The organism is Amycolatopsis orientalis, from assembly GCF_000943515.2.
Lineage (GTDB): Bacteria > Actinomycetota > Actinomycetes > Mycobacteriales > Pseudonocardiaceae > Amycolatopsis > Amycolatopsis orientalis.
Genome location: NZ_CP016174.1, coordinates 2,669,000 through 2,691,691 on the forward strand (window position 1 = coordinate 2,669,000; position 22,692 = coordinate 2,691,691).

General features: G+C 67.0%; 31 protein-coding genes. 19 read left to right on the forward strand and 12 right to left on the reverse strand.

Annotation, left to right across the window (positions count from 1 at the left end):
* The first annotated feature begins 5 nt into the window (after window positions 1-5).
* The 16 genes from SD37_RS11735 to SD37_RS11810 all read left to right on the forward strand — a co-directional run bounded on the left by SD37_RS11735 (window position 6) and on the right by SD37_RS11810 (window position 12,436).
* Window positions 6-293 carry a hypothetical protein gene (locus tag SD37_RS11735; protein ID WP_145926613.1) on the forward strand — a complete coding sequence of 96 codons (288 nt, stop codon included), beginning with the start codon at window positions 6-8 and terminating at the stop codon, window positions 291-293.
* Complete coding sequence (locus SD37_RS11740; RefSeq protein WP_052674949.1) at window positions 294-812, forward strand: class I SAM-dependent methyltransferase; 519 nt, start codon at window positions 294-296, stop codon at window positions 810-812. It begins immediately after the preceding gene.
* Window positions 799-1,401: a phage head-tail connector protein gene (locus SD37_RS11745; RefSeq protein ID WP_044851555.1), complete on the forward strand. Its 603-nt coding sequence runs from the start codon at window positions 799-801 to the stop codon at window positions 1,399-1,401. The genes SD37_RS11740 and SD37_RS11745 overlap by 14 nt, the downstream gene beginning before the upstream one ends.
* Window positions 1,401-1,811 carry a hypothetical protein gene (locus SD37_RS11750; RefSeq protein ID WP_052674948.1) on the forward strand — a complete coding sequence of 137 codons (411 nt, stop codon included), beginning with the start codon at window positions 1,401-1,403 and terminating at the stop codon, window positions 1,809-1,811. The genes SD37_RS11745 and SD37_RS11750 overlap by 1 nt, the downstream gene beginning before the upstream one ends.
* Window positions 1,808-2,830, forward strand: coding sequence for a glycosyltransferase family protein (locus SD37_RS11755; RefSeq protein ID WP_044851554.1), 1,023 nt, complete (start codon window positions 1,808-1,810; stop codon window positions 2,828-2,830). Before SD37_RS11750 ends, SD37_RS11755 begins: the two co-directional genes overlap by 4 nt.
* An 11-nt stretch (window positions 2,831-2,841) precedes the next feature.
* A complete protein-coding gene (locus SD37_RS11760; protein ID WP_044851553.1) occupies window positions 2,842-3,243 on the forward strand; it encodes a hypothetical protein in 402 nt (133 codons plus the stop codon).
* A complete protein-coding gene (locus SD37_RS11765) occupies window positions 3,240-3,686 on the forward strand; it encodes a hypothetical protein (RefSeq protein WP_052674947.1) in 447 nt (148 codons plus the stop codon). The genes SD37_RS11760 and SD37_RS11765 overlap by 4 nt, the downstream gene beginning before the upstream one ends.
* Entirely contained in the window at window positions 3,687-3,998 is a 312-nt protein-coding gene (locus SD37_RS11770) for a hypothetical protein (protein WP_044851552.1), read from the forward strand.
* A 110-nt stretch (window positions 3,999-4,108) separates the two neighbouring features.
* Window positions 4,109-6,820: a phage tail tape measure protein gene (locus SD37_RS11775; protein ID WP_065912808.1), complete on the forward strand. Its 2,712-nt coding sequence runs from the start codon at window positions 4,109-4,111 to the stop codon at window positions 6,818-6,820.
* A 3-nt stretch (window positions 6,821-6,823) separates the two neighbouring features.
* A complete protein-coding gene (locus tag SD37_RS11780; RefSeq protein ID WP_044851551.1) occupies window positions 6,824-9,616 on the forward strand; it encodes a hypothetical protein in 2,793 nt (930 codons plus the stop codon).
* Window positions 9,617-9,624: 8 nt separating this feature from the next.
* Window positions 9,625-10,098 (forward strand): hypothetical protein, encoded by a 474-nt coding sequence (locus SD37_RS11785; RefSeq protein WP_044851550.1) that lies wholly within the window; start codon window positions 9,625-9,627, stop codon window positions 10,096-10,098.
* A 45-nt stretch (window positions 10,099-10,143) separates the two neighbouring features.
* Window positions 10,144-10,395 carry a hypothetical protein gene (locus SD37_RS11790; RefSeq protein WP_145926614.1) on the forward strand — a complete coding sequence of 84 codons (252 nt, stop codon included), beginning with the start codon at window positions 10,144-10,146 and terminating at the stop codon, window positions 10,393-10,395.
* Window positions 10,382-11,023, forward strand: coding sequence for a hypothetical protein (locus tag SD37_RS11795; RefSeq protein WP_044851548.1), 642 nt, complete (start codon window positions 10,382-10,384; stop codon window positions 11,021-11,023). The genes SD37_RS11790 and SD37_RS11795 overlap by 14 nt, the downstream gene beginning before the upstream one ends.
* Window positions 11,020-11,244: a hypothetical protein gene (locus tag SD37_RS11800; RefSeq protein ID WP_044851547.1), complete on the forward strand. Its 225-nt coding sequence runs from the start codon at window positions 11,020-11,022 to the stop codon at window positions 11,242-11,244. Before SD37_RS11795 ends, SD37_RS11800 begins: the two co-directional genes overlap by 4 nt.
* On the forward strand, window positions 11,244-12,209 hold the full coding sequence (locus SD37_RS11805; protein ID WP_052674945.1) for a glycoside hydrolase family 25 protein: 966 nt from the start codon (window positions 11,244-11,246) through the stop codon (window positions 12,207-12,209). The genes SD37_RS11800 and SD37_RS11805 overlap by 1 nt, the downstream gene beginning before the upstream one ends.
* Window positions 12,206-12,436 (forward strand): hypothetical protein, encoded by a 231-nt coding sequence (locus SD37_RS11810; RefSeq protein WP_044851546.1) that lies wholly within the window; start codon window positions 12,206-12,208, stop codon window positions 12,434-12,436. Before SD37_RS11805 ends, SD37_RS11810 begins: the two co-directional genes overlap by 4 nt.
* A gap of 72 nt (window positions 12,437-12,508) precedes the next feature.
* Here SD37_RS11810 and SD37_RS11815 read toward each other — a convergent pair whose 3' ends face one another.
* The 8 genes from SD37_RS11815 to SD37_RS11850 form a co-directional block, all read right to left on the reverse strand.
* Window positions 12,509-12,688 carry a hypothetical protein gene (locus SD37_RS11815; protein ID WP_044851545.1) on the reverse strand — a complete coding sequence of 60 codons (180 nt, stop codon included), beginning with the start codon at window positions 12,686-12,688 and terminating at the stop codon, window positions 12,509-12,511.
* A gap of 208 nt (window positions 12,689-12,896) precedes the next feature.
* Window positions 12,897-13,562, reverse strand: coding sequence for a hypothetical protein (locus SD37_RS11820; RefSeq protein ID WP_145926615.1), 666 nt, complete (start codon window positions 13,560-13,562; stop codon window positions 12,897-12,899).
* Window positions 13,563-13,661: 99 nt separating this feature from the next.
* Window positions 13,662-14,009 (reverse strand): helix-turn-helix domain-containing protein, encoded by a 348-nt coding sequence (locus SD37_RS11825; protein WP_044851543.1) that lies wholly within the window; start codon window positions 14,007-14,009, stop codon window positions 13,662-13,664.
* Between the two features lie 384 nt (window positions 14,010-14,393).
* A complete protein-coding gene (locus SD37_RS11830) occupies window positions 14,394-14,639 on the reverse strand; it encodes a hypothetical protein (RefSeq protein ID WP_044851542.1) in 246 nt (81 codons plus the stop codon).
* Window positions 14,636-14,950 carry a hypothetical protein gene (locus tag SD37_RS11835; RefSeq protein WP_044851541.1) on the reverse strand — a complete coding sequence of 105 codons (315 nt, stop codon included), beginning with the start codon at window positions 14,948-14,950 and terminating at the stop codon, window positions 14,636-14,638. Before SD37_RS11835 ends, SD37_RS11830 begins: the two co-directional genes overlap by 4 nt.
* Window positions 14,947-15,258: a hypothetical protein gene (locus SD37_RS11840; RefSeq protein WP_044851540.1), complete on the reverse strand. Its 312-nt coding sequence runs from the start codon at window positions 15,256-15,258 to the stop codon at window positions 14,947-14,949. Before SD37_RS11840 ends, SD37_RS11835 begins: the two co-directional genes overlap by 4 nt.
* Window positions 15,255-15,482: a hypothetical protein gene (locus tag SD37_RS11845; RefSeq protein ID WP_044851539.1), complete on the reverse strand. Its 228-nt coding sequence runs from the start codon at window positions 15,480-15,482 to the stop codon at window positions 15,255-15,257. The genes SD37_RS11840 and SD37_RS11845 overlap by 4 nt, the downstream gene beginning before the upstream one ends.
* Window positions 15,482-15,718: a hypothetical protein gene (locus SD37_RS11850; protein ID WP_065912810.1), complete on the reverse strand. Its 237-nt coding sequence runs from the start codon at window positions 15,716-15,718 to the stop codon at window positions 15,482-15,484. The genes SD37_RS11845 and SD37_RS11850 overlap by 1 nt, the downstream gene beginning before the upstream one ends.
* Before the next feature lie 83 nt (window positions 15,719-15,801).
* On the opposite strand from SD37_RS11850, the gene SD37_RS41930 reads away from it, so the two are divergent.
* The 3 genes from SD37_RS41930 (at window position 15,802) to SD37_RS11865 (ending at window position 18,503) form a co-directional block, all read left to right on the forward strand.
* Window positions 15,802-16,857, forward strand: coding sequence for a helix-turn-helix domain-containing protein (locus tag SD37_RS41930; protein WP_145926616.1), 1,056 nt, complete (start codon window positions 15,802-15,804; stop codon window positions 16,855-16,857).
* On the forward strand, window positions 16,844-18,181 hold the full coding sequence (locus SD37_RS11860; protein WP_236725074.1) for an IS1380 family transposase: 1,338 nt from the start codon (window positions 16,844-16,846) through the stop codon (window positions 18,179-18,181). Before SD37_RS41930 ends, SD37_RS11860 begins: the two co-directional genes overlap by 14 nt.
* Window positions 18,182-18,317: 136 nt before the next feature.
* A complete protein-coding gene (locus SD37_RS11865; protein WP_044854081.1) occupies window positions 18,318-18,503 on the forward strand; it encodes a DUF397 domain-containing protein in 186 nt (61 codons plus the stop codon).
* Window positions 18,504-18,564: 61 nt separating this feature from the next.
* Here SD37_RS11865 and SD37_RS11870 read toward each other — a convergent pair whose 3' ends face one another.
* The 4 genes from SD37_RS11870 to SD37_RS11885 form a co-directional block, all read right to left on the reverse strand.
* Window positions 18,565-18,939: a hypothetical protein gene (locus tag SD37_RS11870; protein ID WP_044854082.1), complete on the reverse strand. Its 375-nt coding sequence runs from the start codon at window positions 18,937-18,939 to the stop codon at window positions 18,565-18,567.
* Complete coding sequence (locus tag SD37_RS11875; protein WP_044854083.1) at window positions 18,936-19,406, reverse strand: hypothetical protein; 471 nt, start codon at window positions 19,404-19,406, stop codon at window positions 18,936-18,938. Before SD37_RS11875 ends, SD37_RS11870 begins: the two co-directional genes overlap by 4 nt.
* A gap of 899 nt (window positions 19,407-20,305) precedes the next feature.
* Window positions 20,306-20,530, reverse strand: a complete 225-nt coding sequence (locus tag SD37_RS11880) for a tetratricopeptide repeat protein (RefSeq protein ID WP_044854084.1) — start codon at window positions 20,528-20,530, stop codon at window positions 20,306-20,308.
* Between the two features lie 576 nt (window positions 20,531-21,106).
* Window positions 21,107-21,853, reverse strand: coding sequence for an alpha/beta hydrolase (locus SD37_RS11885; protein ID WP_236725348.1), 747 nt, complete (start codon window positions 21,851-21,853; stop codon window positions 21,107-21,109).
* Window positions 21,854-22,692 lie beyond the last annotated feature (839 nt).

Consider the following 22,692-nt stretch of genomic DNA (forward strand, 5'->3'; position numbering starts at 1 on the left):
GCAACGTGTACACAGTGGACAAGCACATCTGGCGGACCGCCGACGGGAAACTCGTCGAGCACGGTCACCCCGACGCCGCTTTCCTCCAGTACCCGGCGGGAACCGACGTTCCCGACGCGGACGCGAAGCGGCTCAGGCTCGCCGACATCGGCAAGTCCGAGCCGGACCCGGAGCCGGAGAAGGAGGCCGAGCCGGAGAAGTCCGACGCGGCCGCGGACGAGCAGCCGGACACACAGCGGGCCAAGACACGAGCGCCCGCCAACAAGGCCGTCCCGAAGCCGTCGGACAAGTAGATGCATGCCGAGGCCCACGAATGGGTAGCGCGCCACGCCACCACGGAGCCGGTGACCGTTCTCGACATTGGTGGCCGGAACATCAACGGCAGCGTCCGGGACCTGTTCCCCGGCGCCACCGTCTACATCGTGCTGGACATCGCCGACGGCCAAGGCGTCGACATCGTCGCTGACGCCGCCACGTGGACCCCGGATCGGCAGTACGACGTCGTCGTGACCGCGGAGACCTTCGAACACACCGCGGTGTGGCCGGAGATCTGCGCCACCGCGTTCACGGCGACGAAGCCGGGCGGCCGGTTCATCGCCACGATGGCCGGACCGGGCCGCCCGGCCCACTCCGCTGTGGACGGCGGGCCGACTCTGTACCCCGGCGAGCACTACGGCAACGTCGAACCGGACGACCTCCGGGCCGTGCTCGCCGAGTGCGGGTTCGTCGACATGGTGATCGACCGCCAGGAGCGGCCCGCCGACGTCCGTTGCGTGGCAACGAAACCGGAGGCCCGCCATGCCGATCGGTGACCCCTACGCAACGGTGGCCCAGCTGAAGGCGCGGCTGCGCATCAACGACACCAAGGACGATACGCGGCTCGCCGAGGCGATCACGGCAGCGTCCCAGGGGATCGAGACCGTCTGCGAGCGGCAGTTCAACGACGCCGGCGCCGCCTCGGCGCGAACCTACCGCCCCGAGCACAGGCACCTGGTGCGCGTCGACGACTTCCACACCACCACCGGACTCGTCATCAAGACGGCACAGGCCGATGGGACGTTCACCGGCACGTGGTCGCCAGGCGAATACGAACTCGAGCCGCTCGACGGGATCGTCGGCGGTGTCCCCGGCTGGCCCTGGTGGACGATCCGCGCCATCACGCAACGGTTCCCGTGCAACCGCCGGGCAACCGTGCAGGTGACCGCGCGCTGGGGCTGGGCGGCGATCCCCACCGCCGTCAAGGAGTCGTGCCTCATCGTCGCCGAGGAAATCTTCAAGCTGCCGGACAACCCGTTCGGATCCGGCGGATACAGCGACTTCGGAGTGATCAAAGTGCGTAACAACCCGTTCGCCATGCGGATGCTGAGCCCGTACCTCCGCTACCCGGTGCTGATGTCCTGATGGCCGCGCTCCTCCCCGTCCTCCGCGGCCTGAAGACGCGCCTGGAGACGATCGACGGGCTCCGCGTCCACGAGACCATCCCCGGCGCGATCGACCCGCCCGCCGCAGTGCTGTCGCTGGAGACCGTCACCTACGACTCGTCGATGTCGCGCGGCTCGGACGACCTCGTCTTCAGCGCGGACGTGTTCACGTCGATGGCGTCCGATCGCTCCGGCCAAGAGCTGCTCTTCTCGTTTATCGACGGCGAGGGCCCGAACTCGGTGAAAGCCGCCGTCGAGGCCGATCCGCTCCTCGGCGGCGTGGCGATGTTCGCCGAGGTCACCGACGCCGGGGCGCCGCGGATCGCCAGCTTCGGCGAGATCGAGTACTACAACGTGCAGTTCCGGATTTTCGTGAGCGTGGCCGGATGAGGTTCCTCGCCGCCCACCCGGGACCGCAGTTCTCGGTGCACGATGTCTACGTCGGCTGGGTCGAAGCGTTGCGCGGACTCGGGCAGCAGGTCCTCGACTTCAACCTCGCCGAGCGGCTCACCTTCTACGACGCCGCGCTGCTGGAGACCCCGGACCGGGAGGTCCGCAAGGCGGTCAGCGCCGAGCAGGCGCAGAAGCTCGCCGTGAACGGCCTCTACGCCGCCCTGTACAAGACGCGGCCGGACGTGCTGTTCGCGGTGTCCGCGTTCTTCTACACGCCCGAGCTGCTCGACCTGGCACGGTCGTACGGGACCAAGGTGGTGCTGCTGCACACCGAATCGCCATACGAGGACGGCAGGCAGCTCGCGATCGCCGCGCACGCCGACCTGAACCTGATCAACGACCCGACGAACCTCGCGCAGTTCGAGGCCGTCGCGCCGACGGTGTACATGCCGCACAGCTACCGGCCGGCGATCCACCGCCCCGGCCCGGGAAACCCAGACCTCGCCGCGGATCTGGCGTTCGTCGGCACGGGGTACGCCAGCCGTATCGAGTTCCTGGAACAGATGGACCTGTCCGGGTTGGACGTCCTGCTCGCCGGTAACTGGCAGCAGCTCGACGACGGCTCGCCGCTGCGTCCCTTCGTCGCTCACGACCCCGAGGAATGCCTCGACAACGAGCAGACCGCCGATGTGTACCGGTCCGGGAGCATCGGGCTGAACCTCTACCGGCGGGAAGCCGAGGCTGAGCACCTCGCGGACGGCTGGGCGATGGGCCCCCGCGAGGTCGAGATGGCTGCCTGCGGCATGTTCTTCCTCCGCGATCCCCGACCCGAGGGGGACGACGTTCTCTCGATGCTTCCCATCTTCGCCACAGCGGGGGAAGCGTCGGAGCAGCTCCGGTACTGGCTCGGCCGGGCGGCCGAGCGGCGGGAGCTGGCGGCGCAAGCCCGCGCGGCCATCGCCGACCGCACCTTCACCCATCGCGCAGCCGACCTCATGCGGCTGCTCACCGAATAGGAGACACCACCATGGCACGCATTGCCGGGCGCCGCGGCCGCATCTACATGGGCATCGCGAGCGACACCGCCGCCGCAGAACCGTTGCCGTTCTTCGCGTCCTGGTCGATCAACTTCGAGACGGAGAAGATCGACGTCACTGCGATGGGCGACCCCAACAAGACCTATCTGGCGGGGTTGCCGGACGCGTCGGGCGAGTTCAGCGGCTTCTACGACGACGCCACGAACCAGACCTACACCGCGGCCGTCGACGGCCTGCCGCGCAAGTTCTACCTCTACCCGAACACGACGAACGCCGGGCAGTACTGGTTCGGCACGATCCTGCCGGACTTCCAGGTCAACGCCGAGGTGAGCGGCGCTGTCGAGGTGTCGGCGTCCTGGGCGGCGAACTCGACCATCGCCAAGGTCGGATGATCGAGGCGGAGGGCGGCGAGAAGCTCGTCGCCCTCGCCAAACGCCTCAAGGGCGCGCCGAAGGAACTCCGCGGCGAACTCACCAAGGCCATCACCCAGGCCCTGCGGCCGCTGAAGGCGGCGGCGAAGAAGTCCGCTATCGAAAAGCTTCCCCGCTCCGGCGGACTCGGCAAGCGAGTCGCGAAAACGACGCTTCGGCACAAACGCAAGATGAGCGGCCGCGGCGCCGGCATCCGGATCGAGGCGCAGACCAACGCCGTCAAGGACCCGCTGCGGATCGACCGTGGCCGGGTCCGGCACCCGACATTCGGACACCGGCCGTGGGTGTTGCAAGACGTGCGCAAGGGCTGGTTCACCGAGCCCATGCGCGAAGGCGCACCGGCGGTGCAACAGGAACTGATCCAGGCGATGGACAGAATCGCCCGGAAAATTGAGGAGAACTGAATGGCACGAGTGAAACTGAAGGTCACGTATTCCGACGGCAGGGTCGTCGAGTCGATCGTGAGCCCGAAGGCCGAAGTGGACTTCGAGCGGCATTTCGGCACGTCGGTCATCAAGGCCGGGCGGGACATGCACCAGCAGTATTACTACTACCTTGCGTGGGCTGGGCTCCACCACGCTGGCCGGGAAGCGGCCGACTTCGACACGTTCCTCGGCCAGATCGACGAGGTCGTGGATGCCGACGCGGAGGAGGAGTCCGGCGAGGAGCCGGGCCCTACGAAAGCGGCTCGACGACCCGGAACCTCGTCGAGCTGAGCATCGTCACCGGGATCCCGTTCTCCGATTTCCTCGAAATGGACGAACGGACCATCTTGACCTATCAGGACGTGCTCGAAGCACGCGCACGGAAAAGGTGAGGAGTGACGATGGCCAGCCTTTCCTTTGACATCTTCGCCCGCGACCGCAACGCCTCCAAGACGTTCGATCAGGTCGGAGACGCTGCGGACAAGGCTGGCAACAAGGTGTCGGCGTTCGGCGACAACGCCAAGGCCCTGGCCGCCGGGGCGGGGCTCGCCGCCGGGGCCGCGTTCGCCGCCGCGTTCGTCCAGGCGCTCTCGGTGGACGCGGCGAAGGCGAAGCTGTCGGCGTCGCTCGGCCTGACCGAGGCCGAGTCGCAGCGCATCGGTGGCGCGGCCGGGAAGCTGTACGCCGACGCCTACGGCGCGAACATCGAGGACGTCACCACCGCCGTCGACGCGGTGGTGTCGTCCATCGACGGGATGCGGGGCGCCAGCGAGTCCGCGGTGGAGTCGATGACGGCGAAGGTCCTCAACCTCGCGACGGCGTTCGGTGTGGACACCGCCAGGGCTGCGCAGGTCGCCGGACAGATGATCACCACCGGGCTGGCCAAGGACGGTACGCAGGCCATGGACCTGCTCACCGCGTCGATGCAGAAGGTGCCCGCCGCCGTGCGGGAGGACCTGCTCGACGCCGCCGACGAGTACGGGCCCTTCATGCAGGCCCTCGGGCTGTCCGGCCAGCAGGCCATGGAGCTGCTCGTCAAGGGCGCCGAAAAGGGCATGTACGGGATCGACAAGACCGGCGACGCGATCAAGGAATTCACGATCCGCGCCACCGACATGTCGAAAACCACGGACGACGCGTTCAAGATCCTCGGCATGTCCACCGAGGACATGACCCGCCGTCTCCTGGCCGGAGGCGACACCGCGAACCAGGCTTTCACCGAGATCATCGCGGGGCTGAAGAACATCAAGGACCCGGCGCAGCAATCCCAAGCAGCGCTGGCGTTGTTCGGCACCCCGCTGGAAGACCTGTCGGTCACCGAGATCCCGAAGTTCATCGCACAGTTGTCCGGAGCGGCGGGGGAGCTGGGCAACGTGGCCGGCGCGGCGGACAAGTTCGGCGAGACGCTGAACGACAACGCCCAGACGAAGCTGACCGCGTTCGCTCGCGGACTCGAACAGAACGTCGTCGGCTTTCTGGGCAACGTCGTCATCCCCGTGCTGAGCGCTGTCGGTGACGCGGCCGGATTCCTCGCTGACGGGTTCTCTCTGCTGCCGGGGCCGACGCAGAACGCCGCCGCCGCGATCGCCGCGGTCGCGCTGGGGGTGCCGCTCGCGATCGCGGCGTTCGGGAAGCTGAAGGAGGGCGTCACGTCGGTCGTCACCTCCTATCAGAACATGTCGAAGGTCGGGAAGATCTCGGTCGCCGCCCTGGGCTTCACGGGCCTGCTCGTCGCTGCGAGCGCCGTGATCGCCAAGATGTCGGAACTCAACCCGCAAGTGGACGCCCTCCAGGTCGGGCTGAAGAAGTACGCCGATGGTGCTGCGGCGTCGGGCGAAGCCGCCCGTGTCCTCGGTGGCGACATGGACCTGCTCAAGACCGCCATCGCGCAGGTGAACAGCGACGGCATCACGAAGTTCCTCGCCGGCATCGCCGAGCTTGTCCCGGGCACGACGGCGCTCGACAGCTCCTTCGCGAAGGGCACTCAGCGGGTCCAGGCCCTCGACCAGGCGCTCGCTGACATGGTCCGCTCCGGCAGCGGCGAGCAGGCCGCGCAAATCTTCAAGGCTCTGGCCGACCGCGGCGTCGCCTCGATCGAAGACCTGAAGAAGGCCCTCCCCGGATTCGTCGCCGCGCAGGAAGTCGCCGCGTCGTCCACGAACAGCGCCGCTGGCGCGCAAGGGAAATCGGCCGACGCCGCGCGCGACAACACGACCGCGATCACCGAGCAGGTAGCCAGCCTGAACAAGCTCGTCGAGGCCGCGGACAAGGCGGCGAGCGCGCTCCTCGGTGACCGCGACGCGCAGCGCGGGTTCCAGCAGGCCGTCGCCGAAGCGGACGCCGCGGTGAAGGAGAACGGCCGCAACCTCGACATCCACACCCAGAAGGGCCGCGACAACCAGGCCGCCCTGGACGGGGTGGCGAAGGCGGCATTGGACCAGGCACAGGCGATGGTGCAGAACGGCGCATCGCAGAGTCAGGTAGCGGCCAAGGTCGAGGAAGCGCGGAACGCGTTCATCCGCGTGGCGATGCAGATGGGTTTGACGAAGGGCGACGCCAACCGGCTGGCCGACTCGCTGCGCCTGATCCCCGGGACCTACGACGCCACGATCCGCACGAACGCGGCCCAGGAAGCGGACAAGGTCGCCAACCTCCAGCGCTCCATCAACCTGCTCAAGGGCAAGACCGTCACGATCACGACGTCCTTCGTGGACGTGTCGGCCCCGCCCCGGCCGATCGGCCGGCCATACGCGTTCGCGGACGGTGGCCTGCCGGGATTTCCGCAAGGCGGCCGGATTCGTGGTCCGGGTGGACCGCGTACGGACTCGATCCTCGCGCGGATCTCCAACGGCGAGTTCATCGTCAACGCCCGCTCCACGGCGCAGAATCTCGACCTGCTGCACGCGATCAACAACGGCAACGGGATCACGCCGATGCGGCAGCTGGACCCTGCGGCCAGGACGGCGAGTGCCTCCGCGGCGTCGGTCGCGGCCGGTACCCCGGTCGTCCGCATCGACCTGTCCGGCGGCGACCGAAGGCTGCTGGACTGGCTGCGCGATCGGATCCGGGTTGAAGGCGGCGGCAGCGTCCAGGCCGCTCTGGGGAGGAGCTGACCGATGCCGTTCCCGAAAGATCCGGAGGACACCCGGTACGAGCTGTACCTCGCGACGCTCGGCTGGGTCGACGTCACCAGGGACGTCTACAACCGCGACGGTGTCCAGATCAGCCGCGGGTACACCTCGGAGCGCACCGACGGCGCAGCCTCACCCCAGAGTTGCCAGCTGACGCTGAAGAACCACACCGGCCGGTACTCCCCGCGGAACCCGCTCGGCGCCTACTACGGGAAGTTCGGCCAGAACACTCCGTTGCGTGTGTCCACTGTGGTCACGAGAGACTCCTTCAACCGCACGGTCGTGAACGAATGGGGGCAGGCCGACACGGGCGATGACTACTACCTCTACTGGTTGTCCGGCAGCGTCGCCGACTTCGACGTCACCGGCGGAAAAGGCACACACACTATCGGCGGCACCGTTCAGTACCGGATCTCGACGTTGCAGGACACGAGGTTCCGCGACGTCGAGATCCGCGCAACGGTGAGCCTGCCGTTCACCGACGTGACCGGCGGCAGCGTCGAACCCGCGAACCTGATCGTCGGCGGGCAGAACAGCGCCGGGGCCGGGGCGACCGACTACTTCATGCTGGAACTCCGGATCACCACAGCCGAGGCGATCACCGTGCGGCTGGTTCACGTCAGTGGCTTCGAAATCGCCCCATTGCGGACGCTCGCCTTCCCCCATACTGGCGTGCCGCTGCGTGTCGCGTTCCAGAGCGAGGGGCAGACCCTCCGCGCGAAGGTGTGGCGCGCGGGGGGCCCGGAGCCGTACGCGTGGGACATCGAGGGCGGCTTCAACTACGACGAGTTCATCGACCGCGCGGCGGGCTGGGTCGGAATCCGCTCCGGAGTGTCCGGCGGCAACACCAACACCCCAGTCGTCTTTTCCTACGACGACGTCGAAGTGCGGGTGAACCGATTCCATGGCGAAGTGTCGGCATGGCCGTCGCAGTGGGACACCAGCGGCAACGACGTGTACGTCCCCATCCAGGCCTCCGGGATCCGTCGACGGCTCTCCCAGGGACAGGCGCCGTTGATGTCGCCGGTACGACGTGCACATTCGACGGCGTCCTTCTACTCCGATCCCTCCGCGCCGCCGCACTTGCTCTACTACCCGATCGAGGACGAGAACGGATCCACCGTGATCGCCTCGGGTCTGCCGAACCGCGGACCGATGAGCATCACGGGTGCAGGAACGCCGCAGTTGGCGACCGACTCCAGCTATCCGGGCAGCGCACCGTTCGGGAAGCCAAACCGGTCCCGCTGGACGTCTCCGGTCATCAGCGCCGCGGCGACCGGCGAGGTTCAGCTCTTGATGCTGCTGTCTGTGCCAACTACTGGCGAAAATGATCTCGCGACCTTCGCTCAAATCGGGTGCAGCGGGACGATCGGTTTCGTCGATCTCTTCTACCATGCGGGCGGCGACCTGGAGATCAATTTCTACGACCGGGGACGCGCGCTCATTGTCGGCTCGGGTGCGATGGACACCAATGTCGACGGTCGTCCTATGATCGTTTCCCTTCAAATGGTTCAGAACGGCGGCAACGTCGACTGGGCCCTGTTCTACTTCCCGAAGGGCGCAGCGTCAGGGCCAGGACTCGGCGGCTCCGTCGCGGGCCGAACCATCGGCGCACCCCGGCAACTGCTGATCTCGCCCTACACACAGGTTGCCAACTCGGCAATCGGCCACGCAGTCCTCCGCAACGACATCATCTCGATCTTCGCCGTCAACACGCAGCTCAACGGCTACGCGGGCGAAGGCGCCCAAGAACGCATTGCGCGACTGTGTCTCGAAAACGACGGCATCAGCAACACCTTCATTCGTTCGTCTATTTTGGACGGTACGCCGGTTGGGGTGCAGGAACGAAAGGCGCTGCTGGACCTGCTCGACGAGGCGTCGAAAGCCGACCTCGGCTACCTCAACGAGTCGCGGGACGTGCTGGGCCTCGTGCACCGCTTTGGCCGCTCGCTATACAACCAGGACGCCGTACTCACCCTCGACTACGCGGGCGGTCAGGTGCAGCCGCCATTCGGTCAGGTCGACGATGATCTGCTTCTCGTGAACGACTTCACCGCGAAACGCGCGAACGGATCGACCTACCGCGCCACCCAGGAAACCGGCCCGCTCGCCCTCACCTCACCGACGAGCGGGACTGGCGCGGGACGGTACGTCGACGAGCAGGAGTACAACGTCGAGAGCGACAGCCAACTGCCCGACATCGCCACCTGGAAAGTCCACCTTGGCACGGTAGACGAGCCGCGCTACCCGCGCGTTCGTGTGAACCTGGCGAAGCTGGCGTTGATCTCGAAGCAGCTCTACGTCGACTCGCTCTCGGTGAACCTCCAGGACCGCATCGAGATCATCAACCCCAAGGAGCTGGTGATCAACGGCACGATCTCGCAGATCGTTCCCGGCTACATCGAGGACCTGGCGAGCAAACAGCACAACATCGAGTTCGTGTGCATCCCCGGCGTTCCCTACGAGATCGCCGAAGCGGCCGTGGCCACCGGCGACACGAACCCGTGGGTTTTCCGAGCCGAGACCGACGGGTCGACCGTGAACACCACCGCTGCCGCCGGGGCGACCAGCCTGTCGGTGGCCACACCATCGGGTCCACTGTGGACCACGATCGCCGACGATTTCCCGCTCTATCTTGACGTCGGCGGCATCAAGGTCCGAGCAACTGGGTGCACTGGAACCAGTTCGCCGCAAACGTTCACCGTCGACGCGCTGCCCGCAGCCCGCGCCGCCGGGACACCCGTTTCCGTCTGGCACCTGCCGGTGCTCGCCCAATAGGAGGATGCATGGCATTCGCGGCAGGCCAGAAAGTCCGGGCCAGCGACCTGAACGCCCTCAACGACGGTCTCGTCGAAGACCTGTACCGCACGGCGAACAGCGCATCCGGCATCGCAGCAACCGACACCGTGCTGGACTTCGTGACCGCAGTTCTGACGGCGGGCCGCACGTACCGCCTGGAGTGGTCGGGCGACATGGTCGGTGCTGGTGCCGTCGCGACGTACTCATTCCGCGTCCGCTACATCGCGGCCGCGTCGCTCACCGTCGCCGGAAGCACCATCGTCCGGCGGAAGACATGGGAGATCAAAGCGGCCGGCGGACACGAGCCACAGTTCGTGACGGGCCGTTTCACCGCTCCCACAACGGACACGTACTCCGTCGGTGTCTCCGTAATCCGCCTGCTCGGCTCGGGCACCGTGCAATCGATCGCCGCAGCGGACAACGAGACCTCCACGGAACTCTTCGACGTCACCAGGCTATGAGGGACCGTCCACTGTGTACGAACTGGAAGCACGAAAGGGGTGACGGTGGGTGCTCTTGACATCGGCCAGCTTCTCCAGTCCGCCGGGCCGTCGGCGGCGCTGCTCGTCGTCATCATCGTGGTTGGCTGGTTCTGGCTCCGCGCCGAACGCCGCGCGACGCGGCTTCAGGACCAGCTCGACGAGGAACGCGCCGAGTACGCCGGGCTGGTCGACGCCGAACGCAAACGGCGCTGGAAGGCCGAGGACACCGCGGCCCGCGCTCGTCGGAAGGTCGGTGATGTAGATGAAGCGGGTTAACTGGCTGGCTCTCGGCATCGCGCTCGTCGCGCTGCTCGCCGCCGCCTACGCGGTCTGGGAGCCCTACACCTTTCGGCAGGAAGCCAAGTCGCTCGCCGACCAGGTCACCGAGGCATGCGCGAAAGGCGGGCCCGGCGCCGTCCAGCTCGGCGCCGCGTGCGCGAAAGCCGCCGAGGTGAAGGACCAAACGTCGGTCGCGCAACCGGCCGAGCCCGACCCGGCCGTGCTCCGGCAAGCCGCTCGTACGGCGGTGGCCGAGTACTGCGCGGCACCGTCGCGTCCGTGCCGCGGCGTCGATGGCGCGTCCCCGAACTTCGACGCGATCGTCACGACCGTGCTCGAGCGGATCCCGTCGCCGAAGAACGGCCGCGACGGCAAGGACGCGCCCACCCCGGATTGGGCGGCGCAGGTCGCCGCGTACTGCGGACAGGTCACCGAACCGTGCCGCGGCCGGGACGGGGAGAAGGGCGTCGACGGGAAGGACGGCCAGGACGGGAAGCCAGGCGCTGAGGGCCCGCCGGGACCGACCTGCCCGGACGGCTACACCGCGCAGTCGCGGCGGCAGGCAACCGAAACCTGGTGGGTCTGCGTCGCCGACGCCGCCCCGTCGATTGGAGGAAGCAGATGAGCGAACAGAAACTGTCCGTCGGGCGGATCGTCCACTACGTCGGCGCAGGCGGCGCGTGCACCGCGGCGACGGTGACCGAGGTGGAGGAGCAGGGCAGCCTCGTCGGGCTGTTCGTCACCGGGCCGTCGGCGATCCACCTCCTGCCGCTCGCCGAGGGCGGCGCGATGTCTGACCAGGACGAGCAAAAGCCCGGCACCTGGCACTGGCCGGAGCGTGTCTGATGCCCACAGGACTCGGGGTGGACGTCCACCCGTATTACCAGCGCGGCGCCACGTTCTCCGGCGTCGAGTACGCCTGGATCAAGATGACCGACGGCGCCGCGGTCTACGCGATGAAGCGGGACGGTCGCGTGTGGACCGCCGACGAGCACGCGCGCCGTCTGCGTGAGGCCGGGATCCCGTTCGGCGGCTACTGCTACGCCCAACCCGGCAACGGCGCCGCCGAGGCGCGCGTGCTGCTGGCCGAGTGTGACCGGCTCGGCGGGACCGGCGTCGCCCCGGCCGTCGACATCGAGGACAACCCGAACATCTACACCTGGTCCACACGGGACGCCGTCGACCACGGCCGCGCGTTCTGCGCCGAGGTGCGGCGGCGAGGTCGACGTCCGGCGGTCTACATGAACGCCTCGAAGATGCAGGCCTGCCGCCCGGGCGAGTGGCCGGAGGACCCGGTGATCTGGGTCGCCCGGTACGGCCGCGCGCCGGAGGCCAGCGGCGTGTACCGCGGTCACTACGACGTGCATCAGTTCCGCGAGGACGGCAACCTGCCCGGCTCGGCTGGGCGGGTCGACTGGAACCAGGCCTACACCCTCGCCCACCTCACCGCCTCCGGGCCCGGCGGCGGCCCCACTCCGAACCCCAACCCGACGGAGGACGACGACATGATCACCGCACCAGCCGGAACGGACGACCACATCAACGTGATCGTCAAGGGCAAGGGCAGCCTGTACCTCGCTTGCTCGTGGGGGCAGACGGTCGACGTGCACTCGATCCTGTTCTACGGCGACACCGGTCCCGGCGCCAAGGAGACCGGTGTCGGCGGCGGCTACGACGGCGGCCTGCGGAACCCTCCGGAGCGCTGGACGTTCCAGCCGAACAAGCCCGGCCCGGTGCGGGTGCCGGTCGGCGCCGCGATGGCGACCATCCGCTACACCGCCCGCCACAGCTTCGGGATCGGTGTCGCATGACCGGCCAGGACGACGGCGCCGGGCCGACCTTCGTTCAGGCCGAGCCGGTCGTCGTGGCGGAGGCAGTCCGCGGCGTCCTCGTCGCGGTCGTCGCCGCCGGATGGCTCATCATCCCGGACTCGACGATCGCCGTGATCGTGTCCGGTGTCGGGCTGCTCGGATCGATCGTGTCCACGATCTTCGCTCGCCGCCGCGTCAGCCCGGTCGCTACCGGCCGGGACCAGTAGGCCGCGCGGTCTGTTTCGAGTAACTGGGCCCTCGTGGTCATCCGGAACTGGATGGCCACGAGGGCCCTTTCGTCATGCCTGCTTGCGTCGCATCAGGAGGACGACGATGACGACCAGGAGCGCGATGATGACCAAGACCGGGACGGCGCCGGCGACGCCGAGAAAGAGGTAGGCCAGCCCGCCACCAACAACGAGGATGAACAGCCCGTTGCCGACGATGCTCACCGCGGCGCGCTGCTTCGGCGTCAACATGTGCCCCCACCTCTCGTTCGCCCCGGGCGTCGGTGATGGCGGGGCCTTCACCCATGTCGTCTTGATCACCGAATCCGTTGCGCACGTGATCGGACTGTGACCGATGACCCAGCCGCCAAGCTACAACCCCAACACGGACGGACGGGACGCTCGTGGCCACGAGTTTGCCGGATCCGTCGGTGGGAGGCACTGCTCGTGGAGCCGCGGCCTACTGCGGGCGGAGGTGCGGGTTCAGCTTCGCGAACATCGCCTTGAACCCGGCGACCGGCTGATCCCGGAAGACGCGGCCGGTGTGAATGTCGAGGTGTCCCCAGTTGCCGTACTCCCCGTATCCGCAGACCATCAAGGACAGGGTTCCGGGTTCAAGGATTTCCGGAATTTCGTGGTATACCCCGTGTTCCAGTACGTTCGCGGTCGGGCTGCCATGTGTCACGCGCTCCATCTCCACGTCGGCGCGGCCGGTCTCGGGGTCCACATTGGTGCGGTAGAACCGGAGTTCGGTGTAACCGCCCGTTCCCGCGTCCCCCAGCAGATGCCCCGTGAAGCTGTCCCACCGGTGGTTATGCGGGATCTGTTCCTCCTCCCCGCCGCGAGTGTCCGGCCGATACCAGTCGTTGACCTTCACGGTGACCTTTTCGGACGTCACCAATGTGCATTCGAACTTGCTGACCTTGCCCTCTAAGTCTGGGATGGCCGCCCATCGCGCCGGGGTGGTGAACTCCTCCCAGGTCAGGGGGCCGACGTGCGGCGCGTGCTCGGCCACACCAGCCGCGACGATTTCGAACCGGGAAGCGGTGATGATCAGGCCGGGAATGACTTCCGCTCTCATGAGATTTTCCTTACGCAGCAACTGTTTTCGGTCTGGAGTCAGCATCTCGTTGGCTCAGGGCCGGGGGGAATGGTTTTCCCGTTTCCTATGCGCGGTTCCGGGTGTAGCCCGGCCTCGCTTGTCGGGGGAGTCGGGCAGGTTGGTTCATGCTTGGGTGCCGGGCGAACGCTGCTTGCCGATCACGTAGTTGACGCGGCCATGGGGACGTAGCGTCACTCCCGCGGCGAGCAGCATGCGGCGCGTCTGGTTGTAGCTGTGCCCGAACTTGGCGCCGACCTGCCGGATCGACGCGCCGTGCTCGTACAGGTTGACCATGCCCTCTGGGCACGGCGGTATGAGGATCTTCGCCGGCCGGAGTGTCACGCCAGCCGCGAGCAGCCTGTCCCGAACGGCCCGGTAGGTGACGTCGTGAACCTCCGCGAGGGCTTCGATCGTGGCGCCTGCCTCGTATGCGGTGACCAGCGTCCTGGCGAGGTCGTCAACGCCCGGCATTCCCGTTCCTCTCTCGTGAGTGGAGACGCGCGGGCCCGGAGGGAGCCACCCGGTCCGGGCCCGCGCGCTCGTGCAGCCGGACGCGGCCGCCACACCCGCGGCGCCCGGCACCCCCGCCGATACCCCCGACAGGGTGGCAGGGGGCTGAAGTCAGGCCGACATGCCCGCGAGGGGGAGGGTCGGACACATCGGCCGGAGACTGAGGGCGAGGGCCCCGGCGACGTGACGCCGGGGCCCTGCCTCCGTGCCCGCCGTTACGCAACAGGCACGGTCTGGTCCACCCGCCGAAGACCGAGGGGGACTAGGGCGGGCGGAGCTTGGTGGGCCTGACCGGCGCGCCGTGGCGGGGGCCGTCGCGCCGGTCAGGCACTCAGGGAGGCGCCTTCACCGCGGCCGCTCCTGTGCCGAGGGGCGACACAAGACCACTTTCCCGTTGTGGAGACGCACGTCTTCGTTGTCGAGCGCGCGGTAGATGTATCTGTGCTTGGTGAACTCGGGAGCGTTGATGCCGCCCGAACCGATCAGGATCTCGGCCGACCCGACACCTGCAGCCATGCCAATCAGCCAGACACGCCCCTCGGCGACCTCTTCGAGGAAGTGGGCGTAGCTCCCCAGTTCGTGCTTCGTCATGACGCCCGATACCCGGTGACGAGAAGCCTGCGGGAATCACGCGTCATGAACCGGTCGTGCTCGATCAGCGCGATCGCGTCCCGGGCCCGTTCGTAGGACGGAATCGCGTCCATGTTGTAGATCAGCGTGACGCTGTGGTTGGAAATCGGCTGCACGCAGACGCCGACGCCCAGATCGTCGGCCACGGCGACGAGTTCTTCACACCAGATTCCGGGATCGTCCGCACGCTCCCACGGCAGGATCACGAACCAGCCGTTCAGGAGCTTGCCCGCGACTTCGTGATGGTCCGCGACGAAATTGAGCCCGCTCATCGACGCACCTCCACGAATGCGGTGACGGCAGTCCTCGGCCTGACCGAAGGTGCCGCGTCGCCCCGCTGCTTACGCCGGTCTCGGCAGCCGAGACAGCCGCGGCACATCCGATACCGGCCGCGCTGCTGGGGGATCTGCTCCCGGAGGTCGAGCTTGTCGTGACGTGCCGGGTAAACCTCGTTCTCCTGACAGCGGGGGACGAGAAACTGCACGGCGGGGTCGGCCAGGGTCCGTTTGAGGAAGTCGTGGATCCGGCCGCTCTCGGCGTCGTACCGCGCGGTGTAGTCAGCGTCATGGGACTTGCTCATGGCCGTGGCCTTCGTGGCAAAAGCGAATCGTCGACGGCGCGCCGGATGTTGGTGACGAGTCCCGCGCCGAGCGTTTCGTCGAGCAGGATGAAACAGATTCCGACACGGAGCGCGGCGGCCGGACCGTTCGGGGTGTCGACCACGCCAGCGGCGACCTCGACCGGGTGCCCATGGATGCCGACCCCGGTCAGCGTGTGCTCGTTACGCCAACTGTCGCTCGTCATCAGCGGCCACCCTCGGCGCGTTCCTTGTCCTTAGCCGACTGCTCGAGAAGGCCGATCAGCTCATCCACCTGAGCGTCGGTGAGCAGAGCGGTGGGGCCGTCGCCGATCCCGATTGCGCGCTGCACCCTCCCGCGTTGGTCACGGAGAAGCCCGACGGCGAGCAGGATGGGCGCGCCGTTCGTGTCGGTCGTGTTCTGCCCCTGCCGCTCGATCCAGCACCCGCGCCTCGCTGCCATCGCTGCCCCTGTGTCCGACTGTGGTGGTCTGTGGTGTCCACAGTTTCCACGGGCACCACAAAGTACCGCAATGGCCTAATCGGGTGACCCAGGACGAGACGTTCATGTGCCATATGCTGTGTGGCATGGCAGGCCACAAGGTCACCTCGAAAGCGCGAGCGCTAGGCGAGGCACTCCGTGAAGCGCGCGTCGCGTCAGGCCTCAGCCTGCGCAAACTCGGCAGCGAACTCGAACTCGACTACAGCCGACTCGGCAAGTACGAGCGAGGAGAAGAGATCCCGAAGGACACCGTCGTGGCCCAGATCCTCACCCATCTCGGAGTCACCGGGGAACGCCACGAGCAGATCATCGCTCTCACCGCAGGCGCCGAGTCCGGTCGCTGGCTGCCGACCACGGCCGAGCGTGAGCAACACCTCGCGGCACTGATCAACCTCGAACAGAACGCCGAGACCATCACGAGCGTCTCGCCGGTCCTGATCCCCGGCTTGCTCCAGGACGGCGGCTACATCCGAGCGATGATGAAGAGCTTGCCAGCGAGCGAGATCGCCACGCGCGTCACGCTTCGCATCGGTCGACGTGACGCGATCACCCGCCGGGATCCTGCGAGGTTCATCGCCTACGTCGGCGAGGCCGCGCTCCGCCACATCATCGGCAACCGCGAAGTAATGCTGCACCAGTTGGAACATCTTCAGCAGGAAATACAGCGCGACAACGTCGAATTCCGGGTCGTGCCATTTGACGCCGGTTATCACCCTGGTCTGGCGGGCCATTTCACCGTGTTCGACCTCCGTCCGGAGCACGGCCTTGGCTCCGTCGTCAACGCTGAGAATCAGCGCTCCGGCCTGCTGATGCAGGATGAGGAGGATGTGGCCGACTTCCGCCGTGACATTGAGGAAGTCGCCAAAGTGGCGATGAGCCCCGAAGCGTCAGCGGGACTCATCGCCGATGTCATCACGGGAATGAGGACATGGAACCTGGATCCACCGGTGTTGTTGGCGGGGTTGACGTGTCGTGGGCGCGCAAATGCCCTCTGGCTTGGGATGATTGTTCTTGCGACGAAACAAATCCACCTAGCGAGAGGGCATCTGCTGGATGCGATCTTCTCATACCGCCGGATCGGTGTCGGTGAGGTTCGATGATGCGGGTCTCGTGTCGTGCGCGGGGCTGGTCCCGGTGCTGCGGCTGGCCGAGGACATCGGCCTGGGCGGCCTGATCGAACAGCGGGTTGACCTGGGGATCCCGGTCGGTGCGAACACGGACGCGAAAGCACTCTCGGTCGTGGCGGGCATGGTCGCCGGCGCGGACTCAATCGAGGACCTGGACGTGATCCGGCATGGCGGGATGCGCCGGTTGTTCACCGGTCTCCGCGCGCCCTCGACGTGTGGGTCGTGGCTGCGCGGGTTCACCCACGGCCACGTCCGTCAGCTCACCTCGGCCGCCTCCGAGGCTCTGATCCGGCTGGCCGGGCGGGTGCCGTCGCTGCTGGCCGGCGTCGAGCAGCTGGCGTTCATCGATATCGATTCCAAGATCAAGGAAACCTACGGTCACGGCAAACAGGGCAGCGGGTTCGCCTATAACGGGATCCGCGGCCTGAACCACCTGATCGCCACCCTGTCGTCCCCGGTCTGCGCGCCGGTGATCCTGACCGCCCGGCTGCGCGGCGGGAACGCTGATTCCCGCCGCGGAGCGGCGTCGATGATCACCGAGGCGATCGGTCTCGCCCGCCGGTCCGGCGCGACCGGGACGCTCGTGGTCCGCGCGGATTCAGCGTTCTGCACCGGCCCGATCATCACCGCGATCCGCCGGACGGGCGCCTCATTCTCGGTCACCGCCCAGAAAAACGCGGCGGTGATGGCCACGATCAACGCTATCGGCGACGACGACTGGGGCCAGGTCGCTTACCGGCACCCGATCCCCGACCCCGAGACCGGTGAGTGGATCACGCACGCGGAGATCGCCGAAACAGTCCACACCGCGTTCACCAATGCCACCACCAACCCGGGCCAGATCACCACCGCGCGGCTGATCGTGCGCCGCACCCCGAGATTCACCACCACCGAGCAAGGCGAGCTGTTCCGCACCTGGAACTACCACGCCGTGTTCACCGACACCGGCTTCGACCTGCACACCGCCGACGAGTACCACCGCAAACACGCGATCATCGAACAGGTCTTCGCCGACCTCAACGACGCCGCCCTCGCCCACTTCCCCTCCGGCCGCTTCGCCGCCAACCAGGCCTGGCTCACCCTGGCCTGCCTCACCCACAACCTGCTCCGCGCCACCGGCAGCCTCACCAGCATGTTTCACGCCAAAGCCCGCACCGCAACCCTCCGCCGACATCTCATCACCATCCCCGCCCGCATCACCCGCACCGCCCGCCGCATCACCCTGCGACTACCAGCCAACTGGCCCTGGCAACACCACTACCAAGCACTCTTCACCGCAACACACCAAAGACTCTGACCCCCACCCCAACAACCAGGACCACAGTGGACACACCGGATGAGACGTCCGGCACCCCACCCTGCCACCAGCGAAAACACAAGATCGACAACATTGGCGAGATCAACACCCGCATCCACCGGTGGATCCAGGTGGAATGAGGATACGGGAAGACGCCGATGACTGGCGTATCTCCACCTACAGCAAGGAGGGCGAGAACTGCGTCGAGGTCGCGCTCGGCCCGGTAACACGAATCCGCGACACAAAGGACCGGGCAGGCGGCGAACTCAGTTTGCCAGCTGCCGCATGGACACAGTTCCTGAAGACGGTCATCGAAAAGTAGGACGAAAGGCCGCCCCGGCACACCGTTACGGTGCCGGGGCGGCCTTTCCGCGTGCAGCAACTCACTTCGTCAGGTATACCTCGCACGTCACCGACTCCATGCTCGGCGCGTTCACCTCGTCCGCCGGACCTCCGCCCGTCACCATCGTCTGCGGACCCACCTTCGGCGCCGGCCCCGCCTTATCGGCCAGGACCGCGCCGGCCATCGTGTGGACGCTGCACCGCGGCGCGCTTCCGCTCGAGACCCATGCGCGGATGAAGGAACCCCACCAGGCGAGCAAGAGCCCGACGGACGGCAGCACCACCGCCGGGTCGTGAGGATCAGCGGTGAAGGTCGGCACCGCGAACGCGATGAGCGAGACGGTCAGCGCGGTGCACACCATGAGCCAGATCCGGTAGACGGCGAGCTGCCGCGCAGGCGTGCGCCGGCGGGTCACCGGTGGTCCTCGAGCGCGTGGCCGTCAGCGTCGATAGGGTCCTGGTCGGTGGCGGCGAACACCGGCTCGCCGACCGGGTCGATGTGGACGGTGCGGTCGAAGCTGAGCCGCGGCCTGCACCAGCACGCGGTCGACATCGTGTGGAACCGACGGTCGAGGACGTGCGGCGGCCGGGCGACGAGGTCGGCAGCCTGATCGACGGTGAGGTCTAGGCCGGATGCAAGGACCTCGATGCGATGTCGGCGTCCGGTACCGAGCGGGGGCGGCCCGTCGAAGAGCAGCTCGGCGAGGCCGAGCGCGAGCCGCGCGTCGGCCGCTGTGACGAGCTGGTCGGGCAGCCAGCTCACGCGCCAGCGTTCGGGGTCGCCGGGGTAGCGGGCGGCCTGGACGCGGCGGGCGGTGTGCGGGGTGCGGTAGGCGGTGCGAGGTCTCGTTGCCGGTTTGGCCGGCGCGGTGATCTGGGTCATGCTGGGTTCCCTCGGGTCCGAATTTTCGGTCCCTGGGGGTGCCGGTGAACAGCAAGGGATTATGGAAGTAACGCTCCTGACTGACCAGCGTTTCCGCAGGTCCGCACATCGCTAGAGCGTCGAGGACTCATAATCCCTTGGCCGTCGGTTCGAGCCCGACCCGGCCCACAACATCAACATCGCCTCTGACCTGCAGAAATGTTGGTCCTTCGGCGGCAATTTCGCCTCGGCGTTGATCGCGACTGGGCTCCGTTATGTCTCCGTTTGCTCCGGTGTGTTCATAGGTGGAGGAGTGCTCTGCAGAGCCAGTTGGTGGCGTAGCAGCTTTTGCTTCCTCGTCACAACCGCTGCGGTGGGGGCTTCGGCAGGTCTGGAGTTCTTTGCTTCCAAGGCTGGACATGCTGGGTGTGGTCGCAGGTCGGCTGGGCGTGCTCCGTGTTCTTGAGCAGAAGGCCAGTGACGTGCACGGTTCTACCAGTGCACTGCGCGCCGCCGAACCGACGAGGTCACGTCGGGCGATGAACCTGCGGTAGAGCGTGGCGTACCCAATGAAGTTTGAGTTCGGCGTCGCGTTGGTGTTTGGCGAGTTCGATCTGTTCGGGGGCGTCGGGCGTACTTGTGGTCCGCTTTGGCTTCGAACGACCCGGCGCCGGGGGAGGCCGGGTATCGACGGGGACCAATCAACCGGAGGGTTCTTGGTTCGAGTCCAAGCGGGGGAGCACAAGACCCCTCTTGAGCCACACCCGACAACATGGTGGGCAGCCGATGAGAGAGCCACCCCCGAACACCTCGACCAAGCCTGGCCCGGCATCAGTCGTACCGCCACTCAACAAGTAGCCGATGAGCGGATTTTCGGCGCCACCGTCACCCGGTTCCGTAACGACCGCACGGTGGCAGCTTCAGGTCGTTCGCGGCCTGTCGAGGTTCGAGCGGACGATCTGGGTTGTGGGGTGGTCGGGTCCCAGCACCCGTTCGCTGTCGGCGAGGGTGGCTTCGTACAGCGGGATCGCCCGCGCAAGATCACCCACCGCCCGATAGGCGCTAGCCAGGTTGTTGCGCGAGATGAGCTTTCCCCGGTCTCCGGACTGCCGCCGTCGGCGAAATTCGAACTCCAGATCGCCCATCGACCACGGCCGCACCTCGGGAAACTTTCCGCAGAACCTGTTCGAAATTCACGCGCACATTAGATAGATGTGGAACATTTCGCGTTCCCCGGAAAGCGCACCTTGTGTACGTTGTGCTTTCGCGCTACTTCATCACCTCGCGGCACTAATCCCTTCCGGCGCTTCGTGAGCATCAATACCTCCTCCCAGGCAGTCTTCATTGCCACCACGAGCCGCTGACCTGGCTTTTCCGGACATCTGTTGGTGCTGTCCATGACGTGAAGTCCAGCGTGTCGCGTCCGGTCGCTCTCGCGTGGACGGCGATGGGAACGATTCGCCCGCCTGGTTCGTGTAAGCGTGCACATCGTTGCGGATTCCGTTGATTATCGTAGATGGACACCATTCGAAGCATTCATGTCCGGAACAAGGAGTGCGATGGGGACCGTGACCGCGATCCCGACCACGAACGGTGTCCCGGCCGTCGCCGCCGCGTGGGCCGCGCACCTGCCCGACCGTCCGTGGCCGGTCCATCGCCGGGCTCGACACCGAACCGGGTGTCGTGTGGATGGCGGGATACCTCGCGAAGGCGCACCTCGGTCACATATCAGCCACGGCGACGACCGCCTGGACGACCGCGTCCGTGACTCGGTCGGGTTGAGTGAGCATCGCCAGATGATCGGCATTCTCGCGGTGCACCCACCAGCCTCGGCGTACTGCCTCATCCGCCGACCGGTCATAGGCCTCACTCAGCCGTACATAGGCGCAGCGAACCGCGGGCCAGCCGTGCGTGACCGGCGCCGACTCCTCGAAGTAGGTCACCGGTAGCCGCGGAAGCTCGGCGACGAACCGCTCTCGCATGTCCTCGTCGGGCAGCAAGGTGTCGAACGCCTCAGCCGGAAACCATTCGTTCCACGGAGGGAGCCACCCAGCATGGGCCAGGCCGGCCAGGTGGTCGCGCAGTTGCGGGGGTGCGGTATCGAACCAACTGCCGCCCGGGTGCGGAAGGATCGCATCCACGAAGACAGCGCCGTGAACACTGTCTCCCACTGCGTCGGCGATCGACGGCAGCAGCGCTCCGGCGCCGCTGTGACCGACCAGCACCGCCGGACGGTCGCCTTCGTTGGCGACAACAGCGCGGGCCGCGGCCTCGGCGAACCCGCGGTAGTACGGGGCACCGTCGTCCACGACTCCGTCGAGCGAGGACACCGCAACGGGATAGCCCTTACGCCGGAAACATTCCGCCGCCGACTCCCAGGTCGATGGCCCCACCAGCGGACTGTGCACGAGAACGAGTGTTGGCAGTTCGACCATGAACCCATTTTGCACCTCGACGATCTCCCCCATGTCTCGCTTACCGACACGACCCCGGCCCCCGAGACCGCCGGCCGCGATGAGCCGATTCAGGGATTGCTCGGTTGGCGGCTCCGCCCGGATTTCCACGACGAACCGACGCGGGAGCGGCCACGGGCGCGACGGCATCCAACATCCGGTCATGCCGACGAGTGGACGGTCGAGCGGTCGTTGCATGCCTGGCCGAGAGTGGTCGCTTTACTTGGCACTCGACACGTGCACGAGTGACTCCGGACGGAGCGGCCACTCTGCGGAGGTGAGGCTGAGTCGATCGCCGTAGGGGTACCGGTCATTCTCGTCAGCCGGCAGCGGATCGCGGATGAAACAGCGATGCGGCAGCAGTTCTCGGCGCTGGTGCATTGGCTCCGTCTCGTGCTCGGACCAACCGGCTCGGGGTGCTGGAAGATCGACGGCGATGTCCACCTCGCCGTCCCAGTTGAGCTGTAGCCCCTCCTCATCCGAGTAGAACCGGCTGAGACGTCGTCGGTCACGTAGACCACCCACTTCGCGGAGCTGACCTCTCTGCGTGCCCTCGGGAGCTACCCGGGGCGTTCCTCGGCGAAGGGGTGCACATCTCGTCCTACCGCGCAGGCCTGTTTCCCCGGACGGTAGCGGTGAGTACGCAGGCTTCCTCGAACTCGCTGGGGCGGCGTTCGTAGAACATGGTCATGTCGGATAGGAGGTGTCAGCGGTCGCCGGCGTTGGGCTGGTCAGCGACGACGTAGATGGTGGGCGTTTGTCAGGTCGGGGGTGTCCATTCGCGTGCCATCCGGAACCGACTAGAATAAGGAAAATCACTCGAAAAGAGCAATGGGTCGTTGGCCTCGCCGAAC

Bases quoted from the DNA above. Each gene is read 5' to 3' on its own strand.
- SD37_RS11865 (WP_044854081.1), top strand. From the start codon at position 18,318: ATGAGGATACGGGAAGACGCCGATGACTGGCGTATCTCCACCTACAGC.
- SD37_RS11755 (WP_044851554.1), top strand. From the start codon at position 1,808: ATGAGGTTCCTCGCCGCCCACCCGGGACCGCAGTTCTCGGTGCACGAT.
- SD37_RS11775 (WP_065912808.1), top strand. From the start codon at position 4,109: ATGGCCAGCCTTTCCTTTGACATCTTCGCCCGCGACCGCAACGCCTCC.
- SD37_RS11880 (WP_044854084.1), bottom strand. From the start codon at position 20,530: ATGGGCGATCTGGAGTTCGAATTTCGCCGACGGCGGCAGTCCGGAGAC.
- SD37_RS11770 (WP_044851552.1), top strand. From the start codon at position 3,687: ATGGCACGAGTGAAACTGAAGGTCACGTATTCCGACGGCAGGGTCGTC.
- SD37_RS11820 (WP_145926615.1), bottom strand. From the start codon at position 13,562: ATGCTGACTCCAGACCGAAAACAGTTGCTGCGTAAGGAAAATCTCATG.
- SD37_RS11795 (WP_044851548.1), top strand. From the start codon at position 10,382: ATGAAGCGGGTTAACTGGCTGGCTCTCGGCATCGCGCTCGTCGCGCTG.
- SD37_RS11885 (WP_236725348.1), bottom strand. From the start codon at position 21,853: ATGGGGGAGATCGTCGAGGTGCAAAATGGGTTCATGGTCGAACTGCCA.
- SD37_RS11845 (WP_044851539.1), bottom strand. From the start codon at position 15,482: ATGACGAGCGACAGTTGGCGTAACGAGCACACGCTGACCGGGGTCGGC.
- SD37_RS11815 (WP_044851545.1), bottom strand. From the start codon at position 12,688: ATGTTGACGCCGAAGCAGCGCGCCGCGGTGAGCATCGTCGGCAACGGG.
- SD37_RS11810 (WP_044851546.1), top strand. From the start codon at position 12,206: ATGACCGGCCAGGACGACGGCGCCGGGCCGACCTTCGTTCAGGCCGAG.
- SD37_RS11875 (WP_044854083.1), bottom strand. From the start codon at position 19,406: ATGACCCAGATCACCGCGCCGGCCAAACCGGCAACGAGACCTCGCACC.
- SD37_RS11825 (WP_044851543.1), bottom strand. From the start codon at position 14,009: ATGCCGGGCGTTGACGACCTCGCCAGGACGCTGGTCACCGCATACGAG.
- SD37_RS11850 (WP_065912810.1), bottom strand. From the start codon at position 15,718: ATGGCAGCGAGGCGCGGGTGCTGGATCGAGCGGCAGGGGCAGAACACG.
- SD37_RS11745 (WP_044851555.1), top strand. From the start codon at position 799: ATGCCGATCGGTGACCCCTACGCAACGGTGGCCCAGCTGAAGGCGCGG.
- SD37_RS11805 (WP_052674945.1), top strand. From the start codon at position 11,244: ATGCCCACAGGACTCGGGGTGGACGTCCACCCGTATTACCAGCGCGGC.
- SD37_RS11750 (WP_052674948.1), top strand. From the start codon at position 1,401: ATGGCCGCGCTCCTCCCCGTCCTCCGCGGCCTGAAGACGCGCCTGGAG.
- SD37_RS11765 (WP_052674947.1), top strand. From the start codon at position 3,240: ATGATCGAGGCGGAGGGCGGCGAGAAGCTCGTCGCCCTCGCCAAACGC.
- SD37_RS11785 (WP_044851550.1), top strand. From the start codon at position 9,625: ATGGCATTCGCGGCAGGCCAGAAAGTCCGGGCCAGCGACCTGAACGCC.
- SD37_RS11800 (WP_044851547.1), top strand. From the start codon at position 11,020: ATGAGCGAACAGAAACTGTCCGTCGGGCGGATCGTCCACTACGTCGGC.
- SD37_RS11835 (WP_044851541.1), bottom strand. From the start codon at position 14,950: ATGAGCGGGCTCAATTTCGTCGCGGACCATCACGAAGTCGCGGGCAAG.
- SD37_RS11830 (WP_044851542.1), bottom strand. From the start codon at position 14,639: ATGACGAAGCACGAACTGGGGAGCTACGCCCACTTCCTCGAAGAGGTC.
- SD37_RS11760 (WP_044851553.1), top strand. From the start codon at position 2,842: ATGGCACGCATTGCCGGGCGCCGCGGCCGCATCTACATGGGCATCGCG.
- SD37_RS11780 (WP_044851551.1), top strand. From the start codon at position 6,824: ATGCCGTTCCCGAAAGATCCGGAGGACACCCGGTACGAGCTGTACCTC.
- SD37_RS11840 (WP_044851540.1), bottom strand. From the start codon at position 15,258: ATGAGCAAGTCCCATGACGCTGACTACACCGCGCGGTACGACGCCGAG.
- SD37_RS11740 (WP_052674949.1), top strand. From the start codon at position 294: ATGCATGCCGAGGCCCACGAATGGGTAGCGCGCCACGCCACCACGGAG.